General features: G+C 68.8%; 16 protein-coding genes. 6 read left to right on the forward strand and 10 right to left on the reverse strand.

All coding sequences use genetic code 11. The features are described 5' to 3' along the window. Positions 1 to 29: 29 nt before the first annotated feature. The 3 genes from AOZ06_RS19305 to AOZ06_RS19315 are packed head-to-tail and all read right to left on the reverse strand — an operon-like array spanning position 30 to position 1,966. Positions 30 to 362, reverse strand: a complete 333-nt coding sequence (locus AOZ06_RS19305) for a hypothetical protein (protein ID WP_054290682.1) — start codon at positions 360 to 362, stop codon at positions 30 to 32. A 30-nt stretch (positions 363 to 392) separates the two neighbouring features. Further along, positions 393 to 1,769, reverse strand: coding sequence for an FGGY-family carbohydrate kinase (locus AOZ06_RS19310; protein ID WP_054290683.1), 1,377 nt, complete (start codon positions 1,767 to 1,769; stop codon positions 393 to 395). Further along, complete coding sequence (locus AOZ06_RS19315) at positions 1,766 to 1,966, reverse strand: Lsr2 dimerization domain-containing protein (protein WP_054290684.1); 201 nt, start codon at positions 1,964 to 1,966, stop codon at positions 1,766 to 1,768. The genes AOZ06_RS19310 and AOZ06_RS19315 overlap by 4 nt, the downstream gene beginning before the upstream one ends. A gap of 201 nt (positions 1,967 to 2,167) precedes the next feature. Between AOZ06_RS19315 and AOZ06_RS19320 the strand changes: the two genes are divergently transcribed. The 4 genes from AOZ06_RS19320 to AOZ06_RS19335 all read left to right on the forward strand — a co-directional run bounded on the left by AOZ06_RS19320 (position 2,168) and on the right by AOZ06_RS19335 (position 6,186). Next, entirely contained in the window at positions 2,168 to 2,584 is a 417-nt protein-coding gene (locus tag AOZ06_RS19320) for a hypothetical protein (RefSeq protein WP_054290685.1), read from the forward strand. Between the two features lie 19 nt (positions 2,585 to 2,603). Further along, positions 2,604 to 3,482: an ADP-ribosylglycohydrolase family protein gene (locus tag AOZ06_RS19325; protein WP_236952294.1), complete on the forward strand. Its 879-nt coding sequence runs from the start codon at positions 2,604 to 2,606 to the stop codon at positions 3,480 to 3,482. Between the two features lie 237 nt (positions 3,483 to 3,719). After that, positions 3,720 to 4,796 (forward strand): tryptophan dimethylallyltransferase family protein, encoded by a 1,077-nt coding sequence (locus tag AOZ06_RS19330; RefSeq protein ID WP_054290687.1) that lies wholly within the window; start codon positions 3,720 to 3,722, stop codon positions 4,794 to 4,796. Between the two features lie 19 nt (positions 4,797 to 4,815). After that, complete coding sequence (locus AOZ06_RS19335) at positions 4,816 to 6,186, forward strand: tryptophanase (RefSeq protein WP_054290688.1); 1,371 nt, start codon at positions 4,816 to 4,818, stop codon at positions 6,184 to 6,186. Positions 6,187 to 6,233: 47 nt separating this feature from the next. Here AOZ06_RS19335 and AOZ06_RS19340 read toward each other — a convergent pair whose 3' ends face one another. From AOZ06_RS19340 to AOZ06_RS19365, 6 genes are all read right to left on the reverse strand, one after another. After that, on the reverse strand, positions 6,234 to 6,815 hold the full coding sequence (locus AOZ06_RS19340; RefSeq protein ID WP_179950828.1) for a GTP-binding protein: 582 nt from the start codon (positions 6,813 to 6,815) through the stop codon (positions 6,234 to 6,236). Further along, positions 6,796 to 7,170 carry a DUF742 domain-containing protein gene (locus tag AOZ06_RS19345; protein WP_054290690.1) on the reverse strand — a complete coding sequence of 125 codons (375 nt, stop codon included), beginning with the start codon at positions 7,168 to 7,170 and terminating at the stop codon, positions 6,796 to 6,798. The genes AOZ06_RS19340 and AOZ06_RS19345 overlap by 20 nt, the downstream gene beginning before the upstream one ends. Positions 7,171 to 7,172: 2 nt before the next feature. After that, positions 7,173 to 7,583 (reverse strand): roadblock/LC7 domain-containing protein, encoded by a 411-nt coding sequence (locus AOZ06_RS19350; RefSeq protein WP_054290691.1) that lies wholly within the window; start codon positions 7,581 to 7,583, stop codon positions 7,173 to 7,175. A gap of 28 nt (positions 7,584 to 7,611) precedes the next feature. Next, the gene (locus tag AOZ06_RS19355; protein ID WP_470303350.1) at positions 7,612 to 10,008 is read right to left on the reverse strand and encodes a sensor histidine kinase; all 2,397 of its coding nucleotides are present in this window, start codon (positions 10,006 to 10,008) and stop codon (positions 7,612 to 7,614) included. A 314-nt stretch (positions 10,009 to 10,322) separates the two neighbouring features. Further along, positions 10,323 to 10,805: a GNAT family N-acetyltransferase gene (locus tag AOZ06_RS19360; protein WP_083472666.1), complete on the reverse strand. Its 483-nt coding sequence runs from the start codon at positions 10,803 to 10,805 to the stop codon at positions 10,323 to 10,325. 70 nt (positions 10,806 to 10,875) lie between these two features. After that, positions 10,876 to 11,514, reverse strand: a complete 639-nt coding sequence (locus AOZ06_RS19365) for an HD domain-containing protein (protein ID WP_054296753.1) — start codon at positions 11,512 to 11,514, stop codon at positions 10,876 to 10,878. A 94-nt stretch (positions 11,515 to 11,608) separates the two neighbouring features. On the opposite strand from AOZ06_RS19365, the gene AOZ06_RS19370 reads away from it, so the two are divergent. Both AOZ06_RS19370 and AOZ06_RS19375 read left to right on the forward strand, forming a co-directional pair. Continuing rightward, entirely contained in the window at positions 11,609 to 12,556 is a 948-nt protein-coding gene (locus AOZ06_RS19370; RefSeq protein ID WP_054296754.1) for a GlxA family transcriptional regulator, read from the forward strand. 33 nt (positions 12,557 to 12,589) lie between these two features. Further along, on the forward strand, positions 12,590 to 15,727 hold the full coding sequence (locus AOZ06_RS19375; protein ID WP_157233113.1) for a LamG-like jellyroll fold domain-containing protein: 3,138 nt from the start codon (positions 12,590 to 12,592) through the stop codon (positions 15,725 to 15,727). A 3-nt stretch (positions 15,728 to 15,730) separates the two neighbouring features. Here the strand turns inward: AOZ06_RS19375 and AOZ06_RS19380 are convergent, their stop codons facing one another. Beyond that, positions 15,731 to 16,510, reverse strand: coding sequence for an SGNH/GDSL hydrolase family protein (locus AOZ06_RS19380; protein WP_054290694.1), 780 nt, complete (start codon positions 16,508 to 16,510; stop codon positions 15,731 to 15,733). Positions 16,511 to 16,661: the final 151 nt, after the last annotated feature.

A 16,661-nucleotide genomic window follows, 5' to 3' on the forward strand; every position in this document is an offset into this window, starting at 1 on the left:
CCCGCTACACCGAAGGGCGTGACGCGGTCCTATCGAGTCCGTGACGTTTTCCGGCGGCGGCTGACCAGCAACGACACCGTCACCAGGATGGCCGCGAGCACGCAGCACATCCACAGCAACGCCCAGCCGCTGAGGATGTTCGCGCCTTCCGCCCGCTCGGACGGCCCGAAGACCAGCATCGACGCCACGTACACCGCGGCGGGCACCAGGGCGCGCAGGCCGGGCAGCGCGATCGTGCTGATGGCTATCGGGATCGCGAACGCCAGCGCGACGCCGCTCGCCGTGGCCTCGTCACCACTCTTGACGTACCCGGCGGCACCGGCGGCCAGAGCGCCGACCAGGACACTGAGCAGACGTTTCATGGCATGCAGGTGCCCAGGCCGCCCGGGTGTTCAAACCAGCCGGGTGTGGATGTCCCGCAAGGCCTCGTAGGCGTCCCGGTACACCGAGTACAGCCGGTCCGTCGATCGGGACGGCGTGAACACCTGGTCCACCGACACCGTCGCCGCGGCTGCTTCGGCGACCGACGGGTAGATCCTCGCGCTGACGGCGCCCAGCAGCGCTGCGCCGAGTGCCCCGCTGTCGTGGACGCCCAGTCTTTCGATCGGACGGTCGAGTACGTCGGCGAAGATCTGCGCCCACAGCGCACTTCGGGCGCCGCCGCCGGAGAAGGTCAACGACTCCAGCGTGAATCCGCACGCCTGCTCGACTGCCTCCAGTACGTGCCTGCCGGACATCGCCACGCCTTCCAGCACCGCACGCGACATGTCCGCCTGTGATGTCGCCGAACTCAGGCCGAGGAACGTCGCCCGCGCCGAGGAATCCCACAACGGCGCGCGTTCGCCCATGAGGTACGGCGTGAACACCACACCCGAGGACCCCGATTCGGCTGACGTGAACACCGACGGGATGTCCAGGCCGCTCACCTGGCTCCACCACCGCACCGCGTCACCCGCCGCCTGCGTCGGCCCGGCGTGCACCGAAACGCCGTCGTACGGCGGGAAAGTCACGATCCCGGCCGCCGTGGCCGACGCCGCCGACGCGCCCGCGACCACCAGGGACGTGCCGCAGAGCACCATGCCGCGCCGCCCGGACCACGGCAGTCCGGTGCCGAGGACCGCACCGAAGGCGTCCATGGTTCCGACCAGCCGCGACTCGGCGGGCATGATCGGCGGCAACCGGTCGGCGAGGCCGTCGACCAGAGCGAGTGCCTCGGGGATGTAGCCCGCCGGCCCGGCGATCCGGACTGACGACAACAGGTCCGTGGCCACCCGTCCGGTCAGCCGCGCCGCGATGAAGTCCTTCGGGCTCAACACCCACCGCGTCCGTTCCCACAGCGCGGGACGCGTTCTGGCGAACCACTCGGCGCGCGCGGGCAGGAACGACGCGTCGAGCACGACCGGGCCGCCCCAGATCCGCTCCTTGTCCGCCGCGGTGAACCGGCTGTCCAGCTCGGCCGCGACGGCCGCGCAGCGCTGGTCCTGCCAGATGATCGCAGGCGCGAGCGGTTCGAGCGATTCGTCCACGAACACGTGCGTGTTGACCTGGCTGACGATCCCGAGCGAGCGCACGGCGTCGTCCGGCAGCGCGGCGAGCCCCTCCTGGGTGCCGCGCCACCAGTCGAGCGGATCCTGCTCGGCCCAGCCGGGCCGCGGCCTGCTGATCGGGTAGCCCGTGCTGTGCGCGCGGACCGGACGGCCGTCCACAGTGAACGCGGCCACCTTCACGGCTGTCGTTCCCGCGTCGATGCCAACCAGGAGATCGTTCACACAGCGGACACTACCCGCCCCTTCTGCCGCGCGACCCGGATGTACGAGGCGAGCCGCGACCGCAGTTCGGCCGCGTTCGCCGAGGTCAGATCGATCTCGTAGGTGGCGCCGTCGAGCGCGAACGTGACCCGGTGCACGTCCGGCGAAGCGGTACCGTCGATGTCGTCGATGAGCAGGAAGCGGACTCGAATGGCCATTGTGGACTTCCCTGTCGCGGCGCCGGTCGTCTGGCGGGCATTTGTACGACGATTGCTCGTCGGGCCGGTGTCAACGCCGAAACGATTATGCACGCGCGGACGGGCGCCGGGATCCGCCACACGGCGGACGTCGGGAGGCGGCCCGCGCAAGCGGAATGTTCCGGTTGCCGGCACCGGGGCCGACTCGTCAGTGTTTTGGCCATGACGAACGAAACCACGCACGAATCGGCGAACGGTACCGGACGGCAGCGGATGCCGGGCAAGCTGAAGCTGGCCATGGGCATCCTGGTGTTCCAGGCGCTGTCCAACGGCTTTCTCGGATACCTGATCATCGACGCGGTCACCGGATGGGGGCGCACGTCGAACTCCGGCCTGCTGTACTTCGTCGGTTTCCTGTCCATCGGAATCGCGCTCGTGCTGCTGGGGTGTGTGCTGATGGCCGGGACGCGGCAGCGGTGGATCCGGCCGACCGTGATCGGGATCGAGGTCCTCGGCCTGATCGGCGGGGTGATCAACCTGTTCAGCGGGCAGGTCACCGCGTTCGTCGGGATCGGGCTGGCGATCGGGGTGCTGAGCATGTTCGGCCGCGACGACATTCGCGAATGGTTCAGTGAGTGAACGCGTTACGGTGTCAGTCGTGGACACCAGTCACCCAGCGGTGAGAAGCCTGTTCGGGCTCGCGGTCGGAGACGCTTTCGGCGCACAGATCCTGATGCCGGGAGACCATCCGGCCGTGCTCGAACGGCGGTTGCCGCCCACACCGTGGAACTGGACCGACGACACCGAGATGGCGTGTTCGGTCTACTCGACGTTGGCGCGGTACGGCCACATCGAACAGGACGCGCTGGCCACGTCGTTCGCCGCGCACCTCGATCCGGATCGCGGTTACGGCAGCGCTGCCGAGCGGATGCTGTTGCGTTACCGAAAAGGCGAGTCATGGCGGGAGGTCGCTCCCGCCATGTTCGGCGGTACGGGGTCGTGGGGCAACGGTGCCGCGATGCGTGTCGCGCCGCTGGGCGCGTGGTACGGGCCGGACGTGGACGCAGTGGTGACCGAGGCCGCCAAGTCCGCGGTTGTCACCCACAGCCATCCCGAGGGCGTCGCCGGTGCCGTCGCCGTCGCGGTGGCCGCGGCGATCGCCGCCACCGCACCGGGAATCCCACCTGGCGAGTTCCTGCAGGCAGTCGCGTCGCGCGTGCCCGAAAGCGAGGTGCGGCGGGGAATTCACGCCGCGTTGGACCTGCTGCACACCGACGACCCGCGGGACGCGGGGCAGCGGCTGGGGACCGGGCACCGCACCAGCGCGCCGGACACTGTCCCGCTCGCGATGTGGCTAGCAGCGCGTAACCTCGGCTCCTACGAGGAAGCACTGTGGACGGCCGCGCGGGTCGCGTCGGACCTGGACACTGTGTGCGCCATCACAGGCGGGATCATCGCCGCAGGCCCCGGCTCCGCGAGCGTGCCACCGGCGTGGCTCCAAGCGTGTGAACGGCTCCCCGAATGGGTGGCGGGCTGAGCCGTTCAGCGGCCGGGCGTTGCCCCGCGCGCGGACCGGGCCCGGGTGCGCCATAACTCCGCGATCGTGGTTCGTCAATCGGGACTTCAGGGTATTGCCGCACCCGTAGGAGTGACGCTCCGGCGTCGAATCCCGTCACAAGACAACACTGACAGAGGTATCGGACGTGATCATGAACTGGATACCGTACTCGTGGTTTTGGCATAAGCCACTTGAGCGAACGGTGAATGCGACGTCATGGCCGATTTTTCCCTGTATGAGCACACCAATGGGCAGCTGAACCGGCTTTGTCGAGTACTGGGTTTCGCCGATGGCCCGCTTCCCGGTGAACTGCTCGGGCTTTTGCTCGGCCCGGCCGGTGCGAGCAGGCTCGACGAATCGTCCGAGTGGCCGTCCGGTGTCTCCGACGACACCACGCCCGTTGAATTCTCGATCGCGTTCGACGCGACCGGGGAATGCGCTGTCCGTGTCCTCGGTGAATCCGTCGGTGTCCACCCGGAGCGGAAGTTCCTCGACGTCGTCGCGGAGTGGCTAGGGCTGCGCACCGGCCGGTTCGACGCGGTGCAGGACCTGTTCCTGCCCGAGACGGCCGCCGGCGGCTTCACCCTCTGGTACTCGCTGATCTTCCGGGCGGACAGCCGCCCGCAGCTGAAGGTGTACCTCAACCCGCAGATCTCCGGGCCGGAACGGGCAGACGAGCTGGTCAGGATGGCTCTCGGCCGGCTCGGGATCGCTCGCGCGTACGATTCCGTCGCCGCTGCCGCCCTCGGCAGGCCGGGGCGGGACCGGTTCAGCTACTTCGCGCTCGACCTCGACGACACCCCACGATCACGGGTGAAGCTCTACGTCTCGCACGAGGGCGCGGAAACCGCCGACGTGGTCCGCGCCGCCTCGCTCGTACCCGGTGTCGAACCGGAAAGAATACGCGAGTTCTGCGCGATCTCCGGTGCTGGAAATGGGCCGTTCAGCAGTCGGCCGTTGATTTCGAGCTATTCATTCACGGGCGGTGACGCGGTCACGCCGAGCAGTTACAGCCTCTATGTTCCGATCCGTGACTACGTCGCCGACGATGAAGTCGCCAGAGCGAGAGTGCTGGCCCTGATGGCGCAGTACGACCTCGACTCGACGAAACTCGACCGAGCCATCGCGGCTGTTTCCGGCCGGGCGCTGCGGGACGGCGTCGGCCTGATTCCGCACGTTTCACTCCGGCTCAGCCCGTTCGGTTCCGGAATCACCGTCTACCTGTCGTCAGAGGCCTACTCCGTGCTTCCGCCGAAGCGTCGCTCGGTACTCGGGCTCGTCCCGGCCGGGTGACAACCGTCAAGGAGACAAAATGCGGGCGTTTCCGCCTTACCGGGCTCAGGTCGTCACCGAGATCCCGATCACCACACGCGCCGACCGGGAACGCGCACTGGCGCGAGCCGGGTACAACGCGTTCAACCTGCCTGCCAACATGGTCACCATCGACCTGCTGACCGACTCGGGCACAGGCGCGATGTCGACCGCGCAGGAAGCAGCAGCCGCCGCCGCCGACCGGTCGTACGCCGGATCCGACTCGTTCTTCCGGTTCCGCCAGGCGGTCGCGGACCTCACGTCGTACCCGCACGTCCTGCCGGTGCACCAAGGCCGTGCGGCGGAACGAGTTCTGTTCACCAGTGTGCTCCAGCCCGGCCAGATCAGTGTCAGCAACACGCATTTCGACACCACGCGGGCCAACGTCGAGTTGCTCGGCTGCGAGGCGAGAGACCTGCCGTGTGCCGGGTTTCTCGACCTGGACAGCCATGAACCGTTCAAGGGCAACATCGACATCCCGTTGCTGGAGCGGACTTTGTCCGGTCCGGACGGTGACCGCGTCGGCATGGTGCTGGTGACCATCACCAACAACGGAGGCGGTGGCCAGCCCGTCTCGATGGCCAACCTCCGTGCGGCCGTGGCGTTGTGCCGCAAGCACAAGGTGCCGATCTTCCTGGACGCCGCGCGGTTCGCGGAGAACGCGTGGCTGGTGACCCGCAGGGAACCGGGTTACGAGAACAGGACACCGCGCGAGGTCGCCGCCGAGGCGTTCGACCTCGTCGACGGATGCGTCGCGAGCCTGAAGAAGGACGGCATCTCGCCGATGGGCGCGTTCATCGGCGTGCGCGACGCGGAGCTGGCGAGCCGCTGCGAGACGCTGCTGATCGCCACCGAAGGGTTCCGGACGTACGGTGGCCTGGCCGCGCACGACCTCGAACGCGTCGCCAAGGGGCTGGCGGAGGTGCTTGACCCGGGCTACCTGCACGCCCGTGAGGCCGAGGCGATCCGCCTTGCCCAGCAAGCGAACGACGCCGGTGTGGACAGTGTGCAGCCGCCCGGGTTGCACGCGCTCTACCTCAACGCCGGACGGTTGCTGCAGCACCTGCCCGCCGGCCGGTTCCCCGGCCACGCGCTGGCGTGCGAGATGTATCTGCGCGGCGGGATCCGTTGTGTGGAACTGGGTTCGCTGTACCTCGGCGAGCTGGACGAGAACAACGAGCTGGTCACCCCGGCGCCGTTCGAACTCGTCCGGATCGCGTTGCCGCGCCGGGTCTACGCGCAGGCCCACATGGACTACGTGGCGGACGTGCTCGCCGAGATCGCCAAGGATCCCGGTGCGGTGCCCGGCTACCGGATCCTGGACGCGCCGAAGGTGTTGCGGCACTTCAACCTCAGGCTCGAACCCGCGTGACGGCACCCGTGGGTGGCACGCGGCGGGCCGCGAGCCACCCACGGGGCTCAGCCGACGGGCAGTTCGCTCATCGCGTGCTTGATCAGCCGGATCAGGGTCAGCTTGGCCGAGTTCCGGTCCCGCGCGTCGCACAGCATGATCGGCACGTGCGGGGGAACGGCCAGTGCCGCGCGGATCTCGTCCTCCGCGTACCGCTCGGCGTCGTCGAAGCAGTTCACCGCGACGATGAACGGGATCCGGCGCTGCTCGAAGAAGTCGATCGCCGCGAAGCTGCTGTCCAGCCGCCGTGTGTCGACCAGCACGACACACCCGATCGCGCCGCGGGCCAGTTCGTCCCACATGAACCAGAACCGCTCCTGCCCCGGCGTGCCGAACAGGTACAGCACGTACTTGGGCGAGATGGTGATCCGCCCGAAGTCCAGCGCCACCGTCGTGGTGGCCTTGCCCTCGACACCGGCCAGGTCGTCGATCCCGTCGCTGGCCTCGGTCAGCAGTTCCTCCGTCGTCAACGGCGGGATCTCGCTGACCGAGGCGACCAGCGTGGTCTTGCCGACGCCGAAGCCGCCCGCGACGATGATCTTGACCGGCGCCGGGATCACGCCGGTGCCCTCAGAGGTTGGAGAGGCCATCAAGTACCGCCTGTAGTAGTTCTCGATCGGGAGTCCCGGCCCGTTGTGCGGGCGACCGGACGATGACGACGCCGCGCTCGATCAGGTCGCCGCACAGCACCCGGATCACACCGAGCGGGAGGTTCATGTGCACGGCCAGTTCGGCAACGGACAACGGCCTCTTGCACAGCCGTCTGATCTTCAGGTGTTCCGGGGTGAGACCGGCGGATTCGGTTCGCTCCGCCGTCCGCAGTGTCATCACCTGGGTGGCCACGTCGAGCTTCCCGCTCGTCGTCGCGGACGGGGTCCGGCCCGCGGTGATCGCGTACGGCCGGACCAGCGGGCCGGCGGCCTCGTCGTACCAACCGTCGTCCACCCTCACGCCCTTTCCGCGATCTTCGCGGCGTCCCGTGGCGCCGAGGCGAGGTAGTCGCCGACCCGCTTGACCAGCCGGTTCATCTCGTAGGCGATCATCTCGACGTCCACGCTCGCCTCGGCGAGCACCGCGAGGCAGGCACCGCGGCCGGCCGCGGACACGAACAGGTAGCCCTGTTCCATCTCGATGAGGTTCTGCAGCACGTGGCCGCGGTTGAAGTGCCTGCTCACGCCCTTGGCGAGGCTCTGCAGGCTGGACGCGATGGCCGACAGCTGGTCGGAGTCGTCCTTGTTCATCCCCGTCGAGCGGCCGAGCAGCAGTCCGTCCGCGGACAACACGATGGCGTGCTGGGTGCCGACCACCCGGCCGACGATGTCGTCGAGCAACCAGTTCAGATCGGTGTTCTTTGTCATGGAGGGTTTCCCTGCTGGAGTGCGTGGATCAGTCTGCTGTGACGTCGGACTCGCGGCCGCGCCGCGTGCCCCTGTGGAACGCCGACAGCGTTCTGGTCTTGCCGTGTTCGCGGACTCCGTCGGCCGCTTCGTCAGCTCCGGCGCCACTGCCGCTGGTGTCCACAGTGTCCACTTGCTCGGCTGCGGGTCCTTCGCGCAGCTGGGCCACCAGGTTCTGCTGCGGCCGCCGCTGTGGCAGTGGCGCGCGGGCGGGGCTCGGCTTCGGCTTCCCGGCGCTGTCCGCCGGTGGCCTGGATTCGCTCGCCGCCGGTGCGGCGGGTGCGGGCCGCGGCTCGACAGCCGCGCGGGGCAGTACTGCGTCGGACTGCTCGGCCTCGCCTGGTTGCGGCCGTTGCTGATCCGCCGTGACACGGCGTTCGATAGGCCGGTCGGGCTCGGTTTCGCTCACCGCCATGGAGTCCTCGGCTTGTCCGTCGGTGACAAGGATGCTCGTGGGGATCAGCACGGTCGCGCGTGTCCCGCCGTAGCGCGACGGATCGAACGTGACGGTGATGGCCAACCGGGAAGCGATGCGCGCGACCACGAACAGGCCCAGGCTGGTGTCGGCGCGCAACGCCATCGCGTCGAACTCCGGCGCCTCGACCATCATCGCGTTGGCCCACTGGCGGACGGTGTCCTTCATGCCCAGGCCCTGGTCGGAGATCTCGACGACGACGCCACGGGCGACCAGCGTCGCGCTCACCTCGACCTGCGACGACGGCGGCGAGAACGACGTGCCGTTGTCGACCAGCTCGGCGATGAGGTGGATCGTGTCGGCGACGGCGGAACCGATGACGGACGTCTCGGGGATGCTCTCCACCCGCACCCGTGCGTACTGCTCGGTCTCGGACACGGCGGCGCGCAGCACTTCCAGCAGCGGCACCGGGTTGCGCCACCGGCGGCCGGGCTGCTTGCCACCGAGGATGATCAGGTTCTCGGTGGTCCGCCGGGCCCGCGTGGCCAGGTGGTCGAGCTGGAACAGCGACGCCAGCTGTGACGAGTCCTCCTCGCGCTTCTCCATCTCGTCGAGGATCTGCAGCTGGCGGTGCACCAGGACCTGGTTGCGGTGCGCGATGCCGAGGAAGACGTTGTGCACGCCGTTGCGCGCCTTGGCTTCGCTGACCGCAGCGTGCACGGCGGTCAGCTGTGCGATGTTGAGCGCCTCGGCCACCTGCCCGATCTCGTCGCGGCCGTGGTCGAGCCGGGGCAGTTCGGCGCTGACGTCCACGTTCTGGCCGCCTTTGAGCCTGCGCACGATGTCGGGCAGCCGGTGCCCGGCCAGCTCGAGCGAGTCGTCACGCAGCCGTTCCAGCCGGGTGACCAGGGTGCGGTCGACGAGGGTGCGCGACACCCGGACCGCGATGACCACCGAGGTGACCGAGACGAGCAACGCGATGACACTGCCGACGATGGCGTTGCGCAGCTGGTTCTCGCCGGACACGATCGCCGCCGCGGACACCTTGTCGGCCTGCTCGATCGTCATCGTGGTCAGGGCCGCGGCCACGGCGTTGCTCGTTGCCTGCCATTCGGCCTGGCTGACCGGCAGGACTGTCCTGTCCCGCGCGGTCCACCAGCCGCGCTTGATCAGCGCGTCCTCGGCGGCCGTGAAGCGCTTCCACTCGTCGCTGGCGATGAGTGCCTGGTACTTGGCGCGGGCCTCCGGTTCGAAGAACGGCGAGGTCTGCACCAGGTCGGCGTGGTAGGCACCGGCGAGCCGGGTGAACTGCACGAAGTCGTCGGCAGGCATGGTGCCCGCGGCGTAGGCGCTGGTCACCAGGGAAGCCTCACGCGACATCGTGTCGGTGATGCGGAACGCCACGGTCGCGGCGAGCGCGCCCTGCACGGCGACCTCGTCCGGCACGATCCGCGCCTGCACGTCGAACAGCCGCGCGGCCGCGTCGAGGACCCCGTTGTAGAACTCGTTGGCCTGCGCCTTGGACACGGTCTTCACGGCGATCTGGCTGCGGATCACCGGCAGCCGGTCGAACCCGGCCTTGAGTTCGCGCATGCGGGGTGAGATCTCGTCGGGCGCGCTGTCGATCGCCGGGCCGAACACCGCGTTCAGTTCGGCCAGTTTCTGATCGGTCTCCTGCTGGCGCGCGGTGAGCTCCGGCAATCCGACACCAGTGTTCACCAGAAATTCGATACCTATTTGTCGTTCCTGCTGAATGGCTGACAACGCGGTGACGGCCGGAATGGAAACCTGCCGGACCGAGTCGGCGACGACTTTTGCGTATAAGCCATTGAAAACGAAGTAGGACGAGACAGCGATCCACAGCACCAACAGGGTGATGCTCGGAATAAGCACCGTTCTGGTGAGCCTTTTCCGGATCGACTTGTCGTGACCCGTGTCGGGATCATTCGTAGTCTTCACGATGCGCCACACATGTGCCGGAGCCGTTGCGCACGCGGCAGTGGTGCCTGGCGTGACCGCACGTCCGGCATCCCTTTCGTCTCGTCCTCTTGGACCAACCGAGCTGGGGTGTTCTATCACAGTTCGGGTACGCCGTGTTCACGGTATGACGCTGGGAATGCGGACTCTGCGTGATCATCGCAGGTATGGGGGCCATTAGTCCGATCGGGTGAATGTAGAGGTGTGGGAAATGTTCGTCACATACCACTTGACGGCCGGAGGGGATCATCGGACGTCGTTGTGAGCCGACCATGCCACTTTTATCTGCGAAAACGCGTGTGAAGTGATTATGTCAAGAGGTCCAACGTCATCTCCACGCCGTCGAGCTCAACTCCGTCGGGGAGCGGAACCGTCGTTCGGCGTGTTTCGGAGAAGCCGAACGCGCGATACAGCGGCACGCCGGGCAGCGTGGACATCAGCGCGAGCGAGCGAAATCCCTCGTCACGCGCCGCCTCGGCGCAGGCGGACAGGATGGCCCTGGCCAGTCCTCGCCGGGTCCAGTCGTGGCGCACGAACATGGCGCGCACCCGTGCGGGTTCGGTGGCTGGATCGAGCACGCGCCCGTCGTCGGAACGCGTGCCCGATCCCGTGTAGAGCTTGTTGCGCTTGCTCCAGCCGCCACACGCGACGATCGCGCCGCCGGCCTCGTGCACGTAGTACGTGCCGTCCTCGATCAGCGTGACGTCCGGCTCGGTCAGGTAGAGCGCGGCGCTGGCCGCCTGGTGGGCGGTGTAGAACAGCGGGAACAGCTCCGCCGCCGATGCACGCATCAGCGTGCCGATCCCTGGAACGTCTGAGACAGTCGCGAGGCGCACGGCGCAGACGATGCCAGGCCGGGGCTCACTGCGGCCACGCGTTTTCGTTGATCAGGGAAACGAAGTCGGTTCGCCGGAAGTCCGGGTCGAAGTGGGCGAGCACATCGTCGTTCATCGTGCCGAAAGTGCTGTCCGGGCGGTCTTTCATGCCGTCGTTGAAGGCTTTCAAGATCTCGATCTTGAAATTCCGCCGGGGGTGCGCCGCGGTGACGGCGGCTATTTCGTCAGGATTGATCTCGTCGATGCCCACCCCGATGACGTCGGTTTCCACGCCGAACGTGACCACCGCGATCTCCGGTGCCAGGTGTGCCGGGATCTGCGGGGTGGTGTGCAGCGCGATCGCGTACCAGACCTGGCGTGCGTCGAACTCGGAGTACCCGTGCTCCAGCAGGAACGTCCGCGCGGCCTCGGCGCCGTCGAGTTCGAACCGGCGCCCGGTGGTGCGGTGGCGCGGCGTCAGCCCGAGGTCGTGGAACATCGCCCCGACGTACGCGGCTTCCGGGTTGACGTCCATGCCCCGGGCGCGTGCCTTGAGCGAGCCCCACAGGTAGACGCGGCGGGAATGGTGGAACAGCAGGTCGTCGGCCGCGGCACGGACGAGTTCGGTGGCGGCGACGGCAATCGGCGTGTCCGGGATCTCGATCCCGGCGATCTTCTCGGTCATGTCCCCAGCCTCGCCGTGGCCGGCGGGCGCGCCCATGCGCTGGCGGACATACTTCGCAGTGTTCCGGACACGGGTCGCGGGTACGGGAGTGGGCATGCGGGTCGGGATGGTCGTGTTCGACGGGGTCAAGCTGCTGGACGTGGCCGGCCCGATGGAGGTCTTCGCCGAGGCCGGACGCGTCGGCGACGTCGGCTACGAGCTGATCACCCTCGCGGTCGGCAAGGACACCGTCACGTCGTCGACCGGGATGGCGGTCAAAGTGGACGCCGATCTGCGGACCACGAGCGTGGACACGCTGCTCGTCGCGGGCGGCGACCGGCTCGTCGGCAAGGCGATCGAGCCCGAACTCGTCGACGCCGTCCGCGACGCGGCGTCCCGCACGCCACGGGTGTGCTCGATCTGCACGGGCGCGTTCGTCCTCGCCGCCGCCGGGGTGCTGGACGGCCGCCGGGCCACCACGCACTGGCGGCAAACGGACCTGCTGGCCAGGAGCTACCCGCGGATCACCGTGGAACCCGACTCGATCTGGGTGCGCGACGGCTCCGTCTTCACCTCCGCCGGGGTGTCGGCGGGCATCGACCTCGCGCTGGCCCTGCTGGAGCAGGACGCGGGCGGGGAGCTGGCCAGGTCGGTGGCGCAGTTGCTGGTCGTGTTCCTGCAACGGCCCGGCGGGCAGTCCCAGTTCTCGCCGTCGACGGCACACCCGCGCCCGCGCTCGTCCGTGCTGCGCGCGGTGATGGACGCCGTGGTGGCGGATCCCAGCCAGGACCACTCGGCCGCCAGGATGGCCGCGGCTGCCTCGGTCAGCCCCCGGCACCTGACCAGGTTGTTCCACGCCGGACTGGGGCTGACGCCCGCTCGCTACGTCGAGGAAGTCCGGATGGACGCGGGGAAACGAGCACTTGAACAGGGGATGACGGTCGCGAAAGCCGCGCAGGTGGCGGGTTTCGGGACGTCGGAGTCGATGCGGCGCGCGTTCGTCCTGCGGCTGGGAGTGTCGCCACGCGCGTACCAGCAACGGTTCCGGTCCACGCTACGGTAGCCACAGGCTGGGGGGAGCTAGGGGAACTGTCACGTGTCTCGAAGACTTCTCGCGCTCGTCTGCGCGCTGCTCGTCGTGTTACCGGCAACCGCGGCGGCCAGCGGCGTCGCCCCGTCGACCGCGCTGGTCGGCGTGCAGCAAGTGCTCTACCGCGGCGGGACGGCCGGGTACGGGTGTTTCCGGATCCCAGTCATGGCAAGGACCACGGCGGGCACGCTGCTGGCCTTCGCCGAGGCCCGCAAGTCGCCGTCGTGCGCCGACCGGGGCGACGTCGACCTGGTGGTGCGCCGGTCGACCAACGACGGCCGGACCTGGGGACCGATCCGAGTCGTGACGTCCGGCTCACCACAGGACCCGGACGCGCCGCACACCCGCGGCAACGCGGTCCCTGTGATGGACGCCGAGACCGGCAAGGTCAACCTGATCAGCACATCCAACGAGGCGACGCCCACCGGCAAGCGGCTGCCGTGGATCCAGCGGAGCGCCGACGACGGCCTCACCTGGACCGCGCCCAAACCGCTGGGAGCCAGCTTCGACGGGACGAACAACGGCTGGTTCGCCACCGGCCCCGCGCACGGCATCCAACTGGAGAACGGCCCGCACAAGGGCCGCCTTGTCGTCGGCGCGCACCAGAAACCGAACGCCACGACCGTCCTCGCGGGCGTGCTGTACAGCGACGACCACGGCGACAGCTGGCGAGCCAGCACAGTTCCGAACTCCTATGTGGATGGTCAGCTCAGCCCGGGGGAGATCGCGGTCGCGGAACTGCCCGACGGATCGCTGTACGCGGCCGCTCGCAACGAGATCCCCACCGGACACCACCGGGCCAGGGCGGTCAGCACCGACGGCGGCACCACCATGCCGAAGTTCGCCGCGATCCCGTCGCTGGTGTCGCCGAACGTCCAAGGCTCGATCCTGCCGCTGCGCAGGACCTACCGCGGCACACCCGGTGACGTCATCGTCTTCGCGGGCCCGTCGGACCCGGACGACCGGGAGAAGCTGAAGATCCGGTACTCGACCGACCGCGGCACGACGTGGTCCAGCCCGCCCGGCGGGCTCGTCACCAACGACCGTTCCGGCTACTCCGACCTCGCCGAGCTGACCGGCGGCGAGATCGGTGTGCTCTACGAGGGCGGTGTGGCGTTCTCCGCCGACGAGATCCGCTTCACCCGGTTCACGCCCGGACAACTCGGTTTGCCCGGCACGACCCACGGGACGCCGTCACCGCAGCCGTCCACCCCGGCGGGACCGACCACACCGGACAGCACGCCCGAGGCCAACGACGCGTACCTGCGCGGCAACGCGTCCCTCAACGACGGCCTCCTGCTGGACGGGACCGGCGGCTACGCGGAAATCCCGTACTCGCGCACGATCGATCCGGGCGCGGGCGATTTCACCATCAGTACGAGGTTCCGCCACTCCGCCACCCAGACCGGCCCGAACCAAGCGCTGTTCTGGGGCTACGGCGTCGGTGCCAGTGCCGCCCAGGTGTGGCTGCGGGTTCAGCCCGGCAGTGACCAGATCGCCGCCTGGGTGCAGGGACAGAGCGGGCACGCGTACCTCACGCTGGCCGACCCGAGCGCTGCCACCGCCTTCGGTGACGACAAATGGCACCAGCTGACCCTCACCAGAACCGGATCACAGGTGACCGTGACGATCGATGGCGTGTCCGCCACCGGATCGGGCGTCGCCGGCCCGGTGTCCACGGGCGTGACGGGCCTGCGGCTCGGTGCGAAACCGGACGGCACGGACGCGTTCGCCGGGCGGCTCGGGAACTTCCAGCTGTCCCGGCAGGGCAAGCCGAGCCTGGACCTCGCGTTCAGGACCGTGGACGGTGCCGCGGTGCCCGCGCGGGCGCCCGCGCCGATCACCGACGACGTGTCCGGCCACTGCGCGACCGCGAGCCTGCTCGGCGGCAAGCAGTCACCGGTCGACGGCCGTGCGCCGAACTCGGTGGCGTTGCCCGTGAACACGGCCCATCCCGGTGTCGAGACGGCGTTCTCGCCGACGCTGGACCTCGGTTCGGGCGATTTCACGTTCGCGGCGTGGTTCCGGTACTCCGGCGCCGCGAACCAGGCGATCGTGTGGGCGTACGGCACCACGGCGGGCAAGCGTTCGGTCTGGGTGCGTGCCCAACCCGGCCAGGACCGGCTCCACGCCTGGGTGCAAACGGACACGGCCCAGGTCGCGATCCCGTTGGTGGACACGACAAGCCGTGTCGCGTTCGGCGACAACCAGTGGCATCTGCTCGCGTTGACCCGTACCGGCGACCAGGTCCAGCTCAGTGTCGACGGCGGCACGCCCGCGTCGGCCACCGGGCTGACCGGCTCGGTGAGCGGCGACCAGGCGGACGCCATCAGGGGGCTGCGCCTGGGGTCCAAGATGGACGGAACAGACGTCGTGCAGGGCGCGCTGGACGACTTCCGGCTCTACCGCAGGGCGCTGACAGCCACCGAACTCGGCCAGGCGGCGACCGGCAGGTTTCCCGCCGACCTGCCCGCCTTGTGGTGGACTTTCGAAGGCCAGCACACGCAGGCGCATGACGTCGCCGAGCCGATCACCGGTCCGCAGACCTCTGACGCCTCGACCCATTGCGCGCACGCCACGGTCTCCGGCAACCCGGCCGTGGTGCCCGGCAAGGTCGGCAACGCGGTCCGGTTCGACGGCGTGGACGATGCCGTGTACATGCCGTACAAGCCGAGTATCGCTGTGGGGGACGGCGACTTCACGGTCTCGACGTGGTTGCGTTACACCGGGACCGGTGACCAGGTCGTCTTCTGGGCGTACGGTTCGGGCGCGACGGAGCGTGGTTTGTGGATGCGTGGCCAGCCGGGCAAGGACCGGCTGCTCGTCTACCTGCAGACCGACACCGGCGCTTACGAAGCAGCGGCGGTGGACGCGTCGGCAGCGGCCGGGTTCAACGACGGCGCCTGGCATTTCGTGGAAGTCTCGCGCCACGCCGGGACGCTCACCCTGAGTGTGGACGGCAACCGGTTGGGCAGCACGGCGGTGAGCGGTTCGGCGACCTACGGTGACGCGTTCGCCGTGCAGGGCTTCAGGCTCGGCGCCAAGCCGGACGGCACCAACCGCCTCACCGGGACGCTGGACGAGTTCCAGATCCGCCGTGGCGCGGCGCTGGCGGCTCACCTGCCGCTCAACGCCGCGTCGTGAGGTTCACATCCTGGCGGCGACCAGCGGTGTGTAACCGGAGGACTGGCCGGTCCGGTTCGGGTGGTACGACTCCGAAACCGGGTTCGACAGGCCGTTGAGCCATTCGGCGTCGTCGCACACGGCGTGACCCGTGAACGCCGGACGCGGGTCGGCGAAAGCGAACCCGTGTGCGGCGGCCCGTGCCGAGATCACTCCGGCGAGCAGGTCCGCGCTCTTGTTCAGCTCGGCCTGCTCACCGGGGCTGATCCTGGCCAGCGCGTTGCACTCCTCGCCGTTGAAGATGCGCGGGTAGCCGACCACGACCACCTTCGCGTTCGGTGCGCGTGTCTTGATGGCGTTGTACAAACTGTCCAAACGCCCGGGGATGGCGTCGCGGATGGTGGCGTTGGCGGCGTTGATCTCGCTCGTGCAGGTGTACGGCCATGGCTTGGCGCACTGCGTGATCACCGAGCTGAACCCGGCGTCGTTGCCGCCCGCGGACACCGTTACGTGCGCGGTGCCGGAGTTGAGGCTGCCGAGCTGGTTGTTCTGCACATCGGCGATCCGGGCGCCCGAGCACGCGGCGAACGTGAGCGCCGAACCCAGCCGCTGCGCGACGAGCACAGGGTAGGCGTATTGCGAGCGCAGGCAGGAACCGCTGTCGGGGTAGTAGGTCCGTGAGCCTGTTCCTGACGAGTACGAGTCGCCGAGCGCGGTGTACGCGCCCGCCGCGGCTTGTGCGCTGTGGATGCCGATCGCACTGAGTATGGCGACCAACAGGGACAGCAGGGATAACCGGCGCATGGTGTCCTCCAGGCGTCGATGCAGGGGTTCTCAGCGTGCGCTGGGATGATCCGTTCCTCAATGGACCGAACAGGTGAAAGATTCACCGTCCGGCGGCGCAGGATCGTCCGGATTTCACCGGCACCGGGTGGGGTCCCGGCCGTGATGCCGG

It is taken from the genome of Kibdelosporangium phytohabitans (genome assembly GCF_001302585.1).
GTDB lineage: Bacteria > Actinomycetota > Actinomycetes > Mycobacteriales > Pseudonocardiaceae > Kibdelosporangium > Kibdelosporangium phytohabitans.

Coding starts and splice junctions, on each gene's coding strand:
- AOZ06_RS19370 (WP_054296754.1), top strand. CDS start 11,609: ATGCGGGTCGGGATGGTCGTGTTCGACGGGGTCAAGCTGCTGGACGTG.
- AOZ06_RS19365 (WP_054296753.1), bottom strand. CDS start 11,514: ATGACCGAGAAGATCGCCGGGATCGAGATCCCGGACACGCCGATTGCC.
- AOZ06_RS19315 (WP_054290684.1), bottom strand. CDS start 1,966: ATGGCCATTCGAGTCCGCTTCCTGCTCATCGACGACATCGACGGTACC.
- AOZ06_RS19335 (WP_054290688.1), top strand. CDS start 4,816: ATGCGGGCGTTTCCGCCTTACCGGGCTCAGGTCGTCACCGAGATCCCG.
- AOZ06_RS19380 (WP_054290694.1), bottom strand. CDS start 16,510: ATGCGCCGGTTATCCCTGCTGTCCCTGTTGGTCGCCATACTCAGTGCG.
- AOZ06_RS19360 (WP_083472666.1), bottom strand. CDS start 10,805: ATGCGTGCATCGGCGGCGGAGCTGTTCCCGCTGTTCTACACCGCCCAC.
- AOZ06_RS19350 (WP_054290691.1), bottom strand. CDS start 7,583: ATGACAAAGAACACCGATCTGAACTGGTTGCTCGACGACATCGTCGGC.
- AOZ06_RS19320 (WP_054290685.1), top strand. CDS start 2,168: ATGACGAACGAAACCACGCACGAATCGGCGAACGGTACCGGACGGCAG.
- AOZ06_RS19340 (WP_179950828.1), bottom strand. CDS start 6,815: ATGGCCTCTCCAACCTCTGAGGGCACCGGCGTGATCCCGGCGCCGGTC.
- AOZ06_RS19330 (WP_054290687.1), top strand. CDS start 3,720: ATGGCCGATTTTTCCCTGTATGAGCACACCAATGGGCAGCTGAACCGG.
- AOZ06_RS19305 (WP_054290682.1), bottom strand. CDS start 362: ATGAAACGTCTGCTCAGTGTCCTGGTCGGCGCTCTGGCCGCCGGTGCC.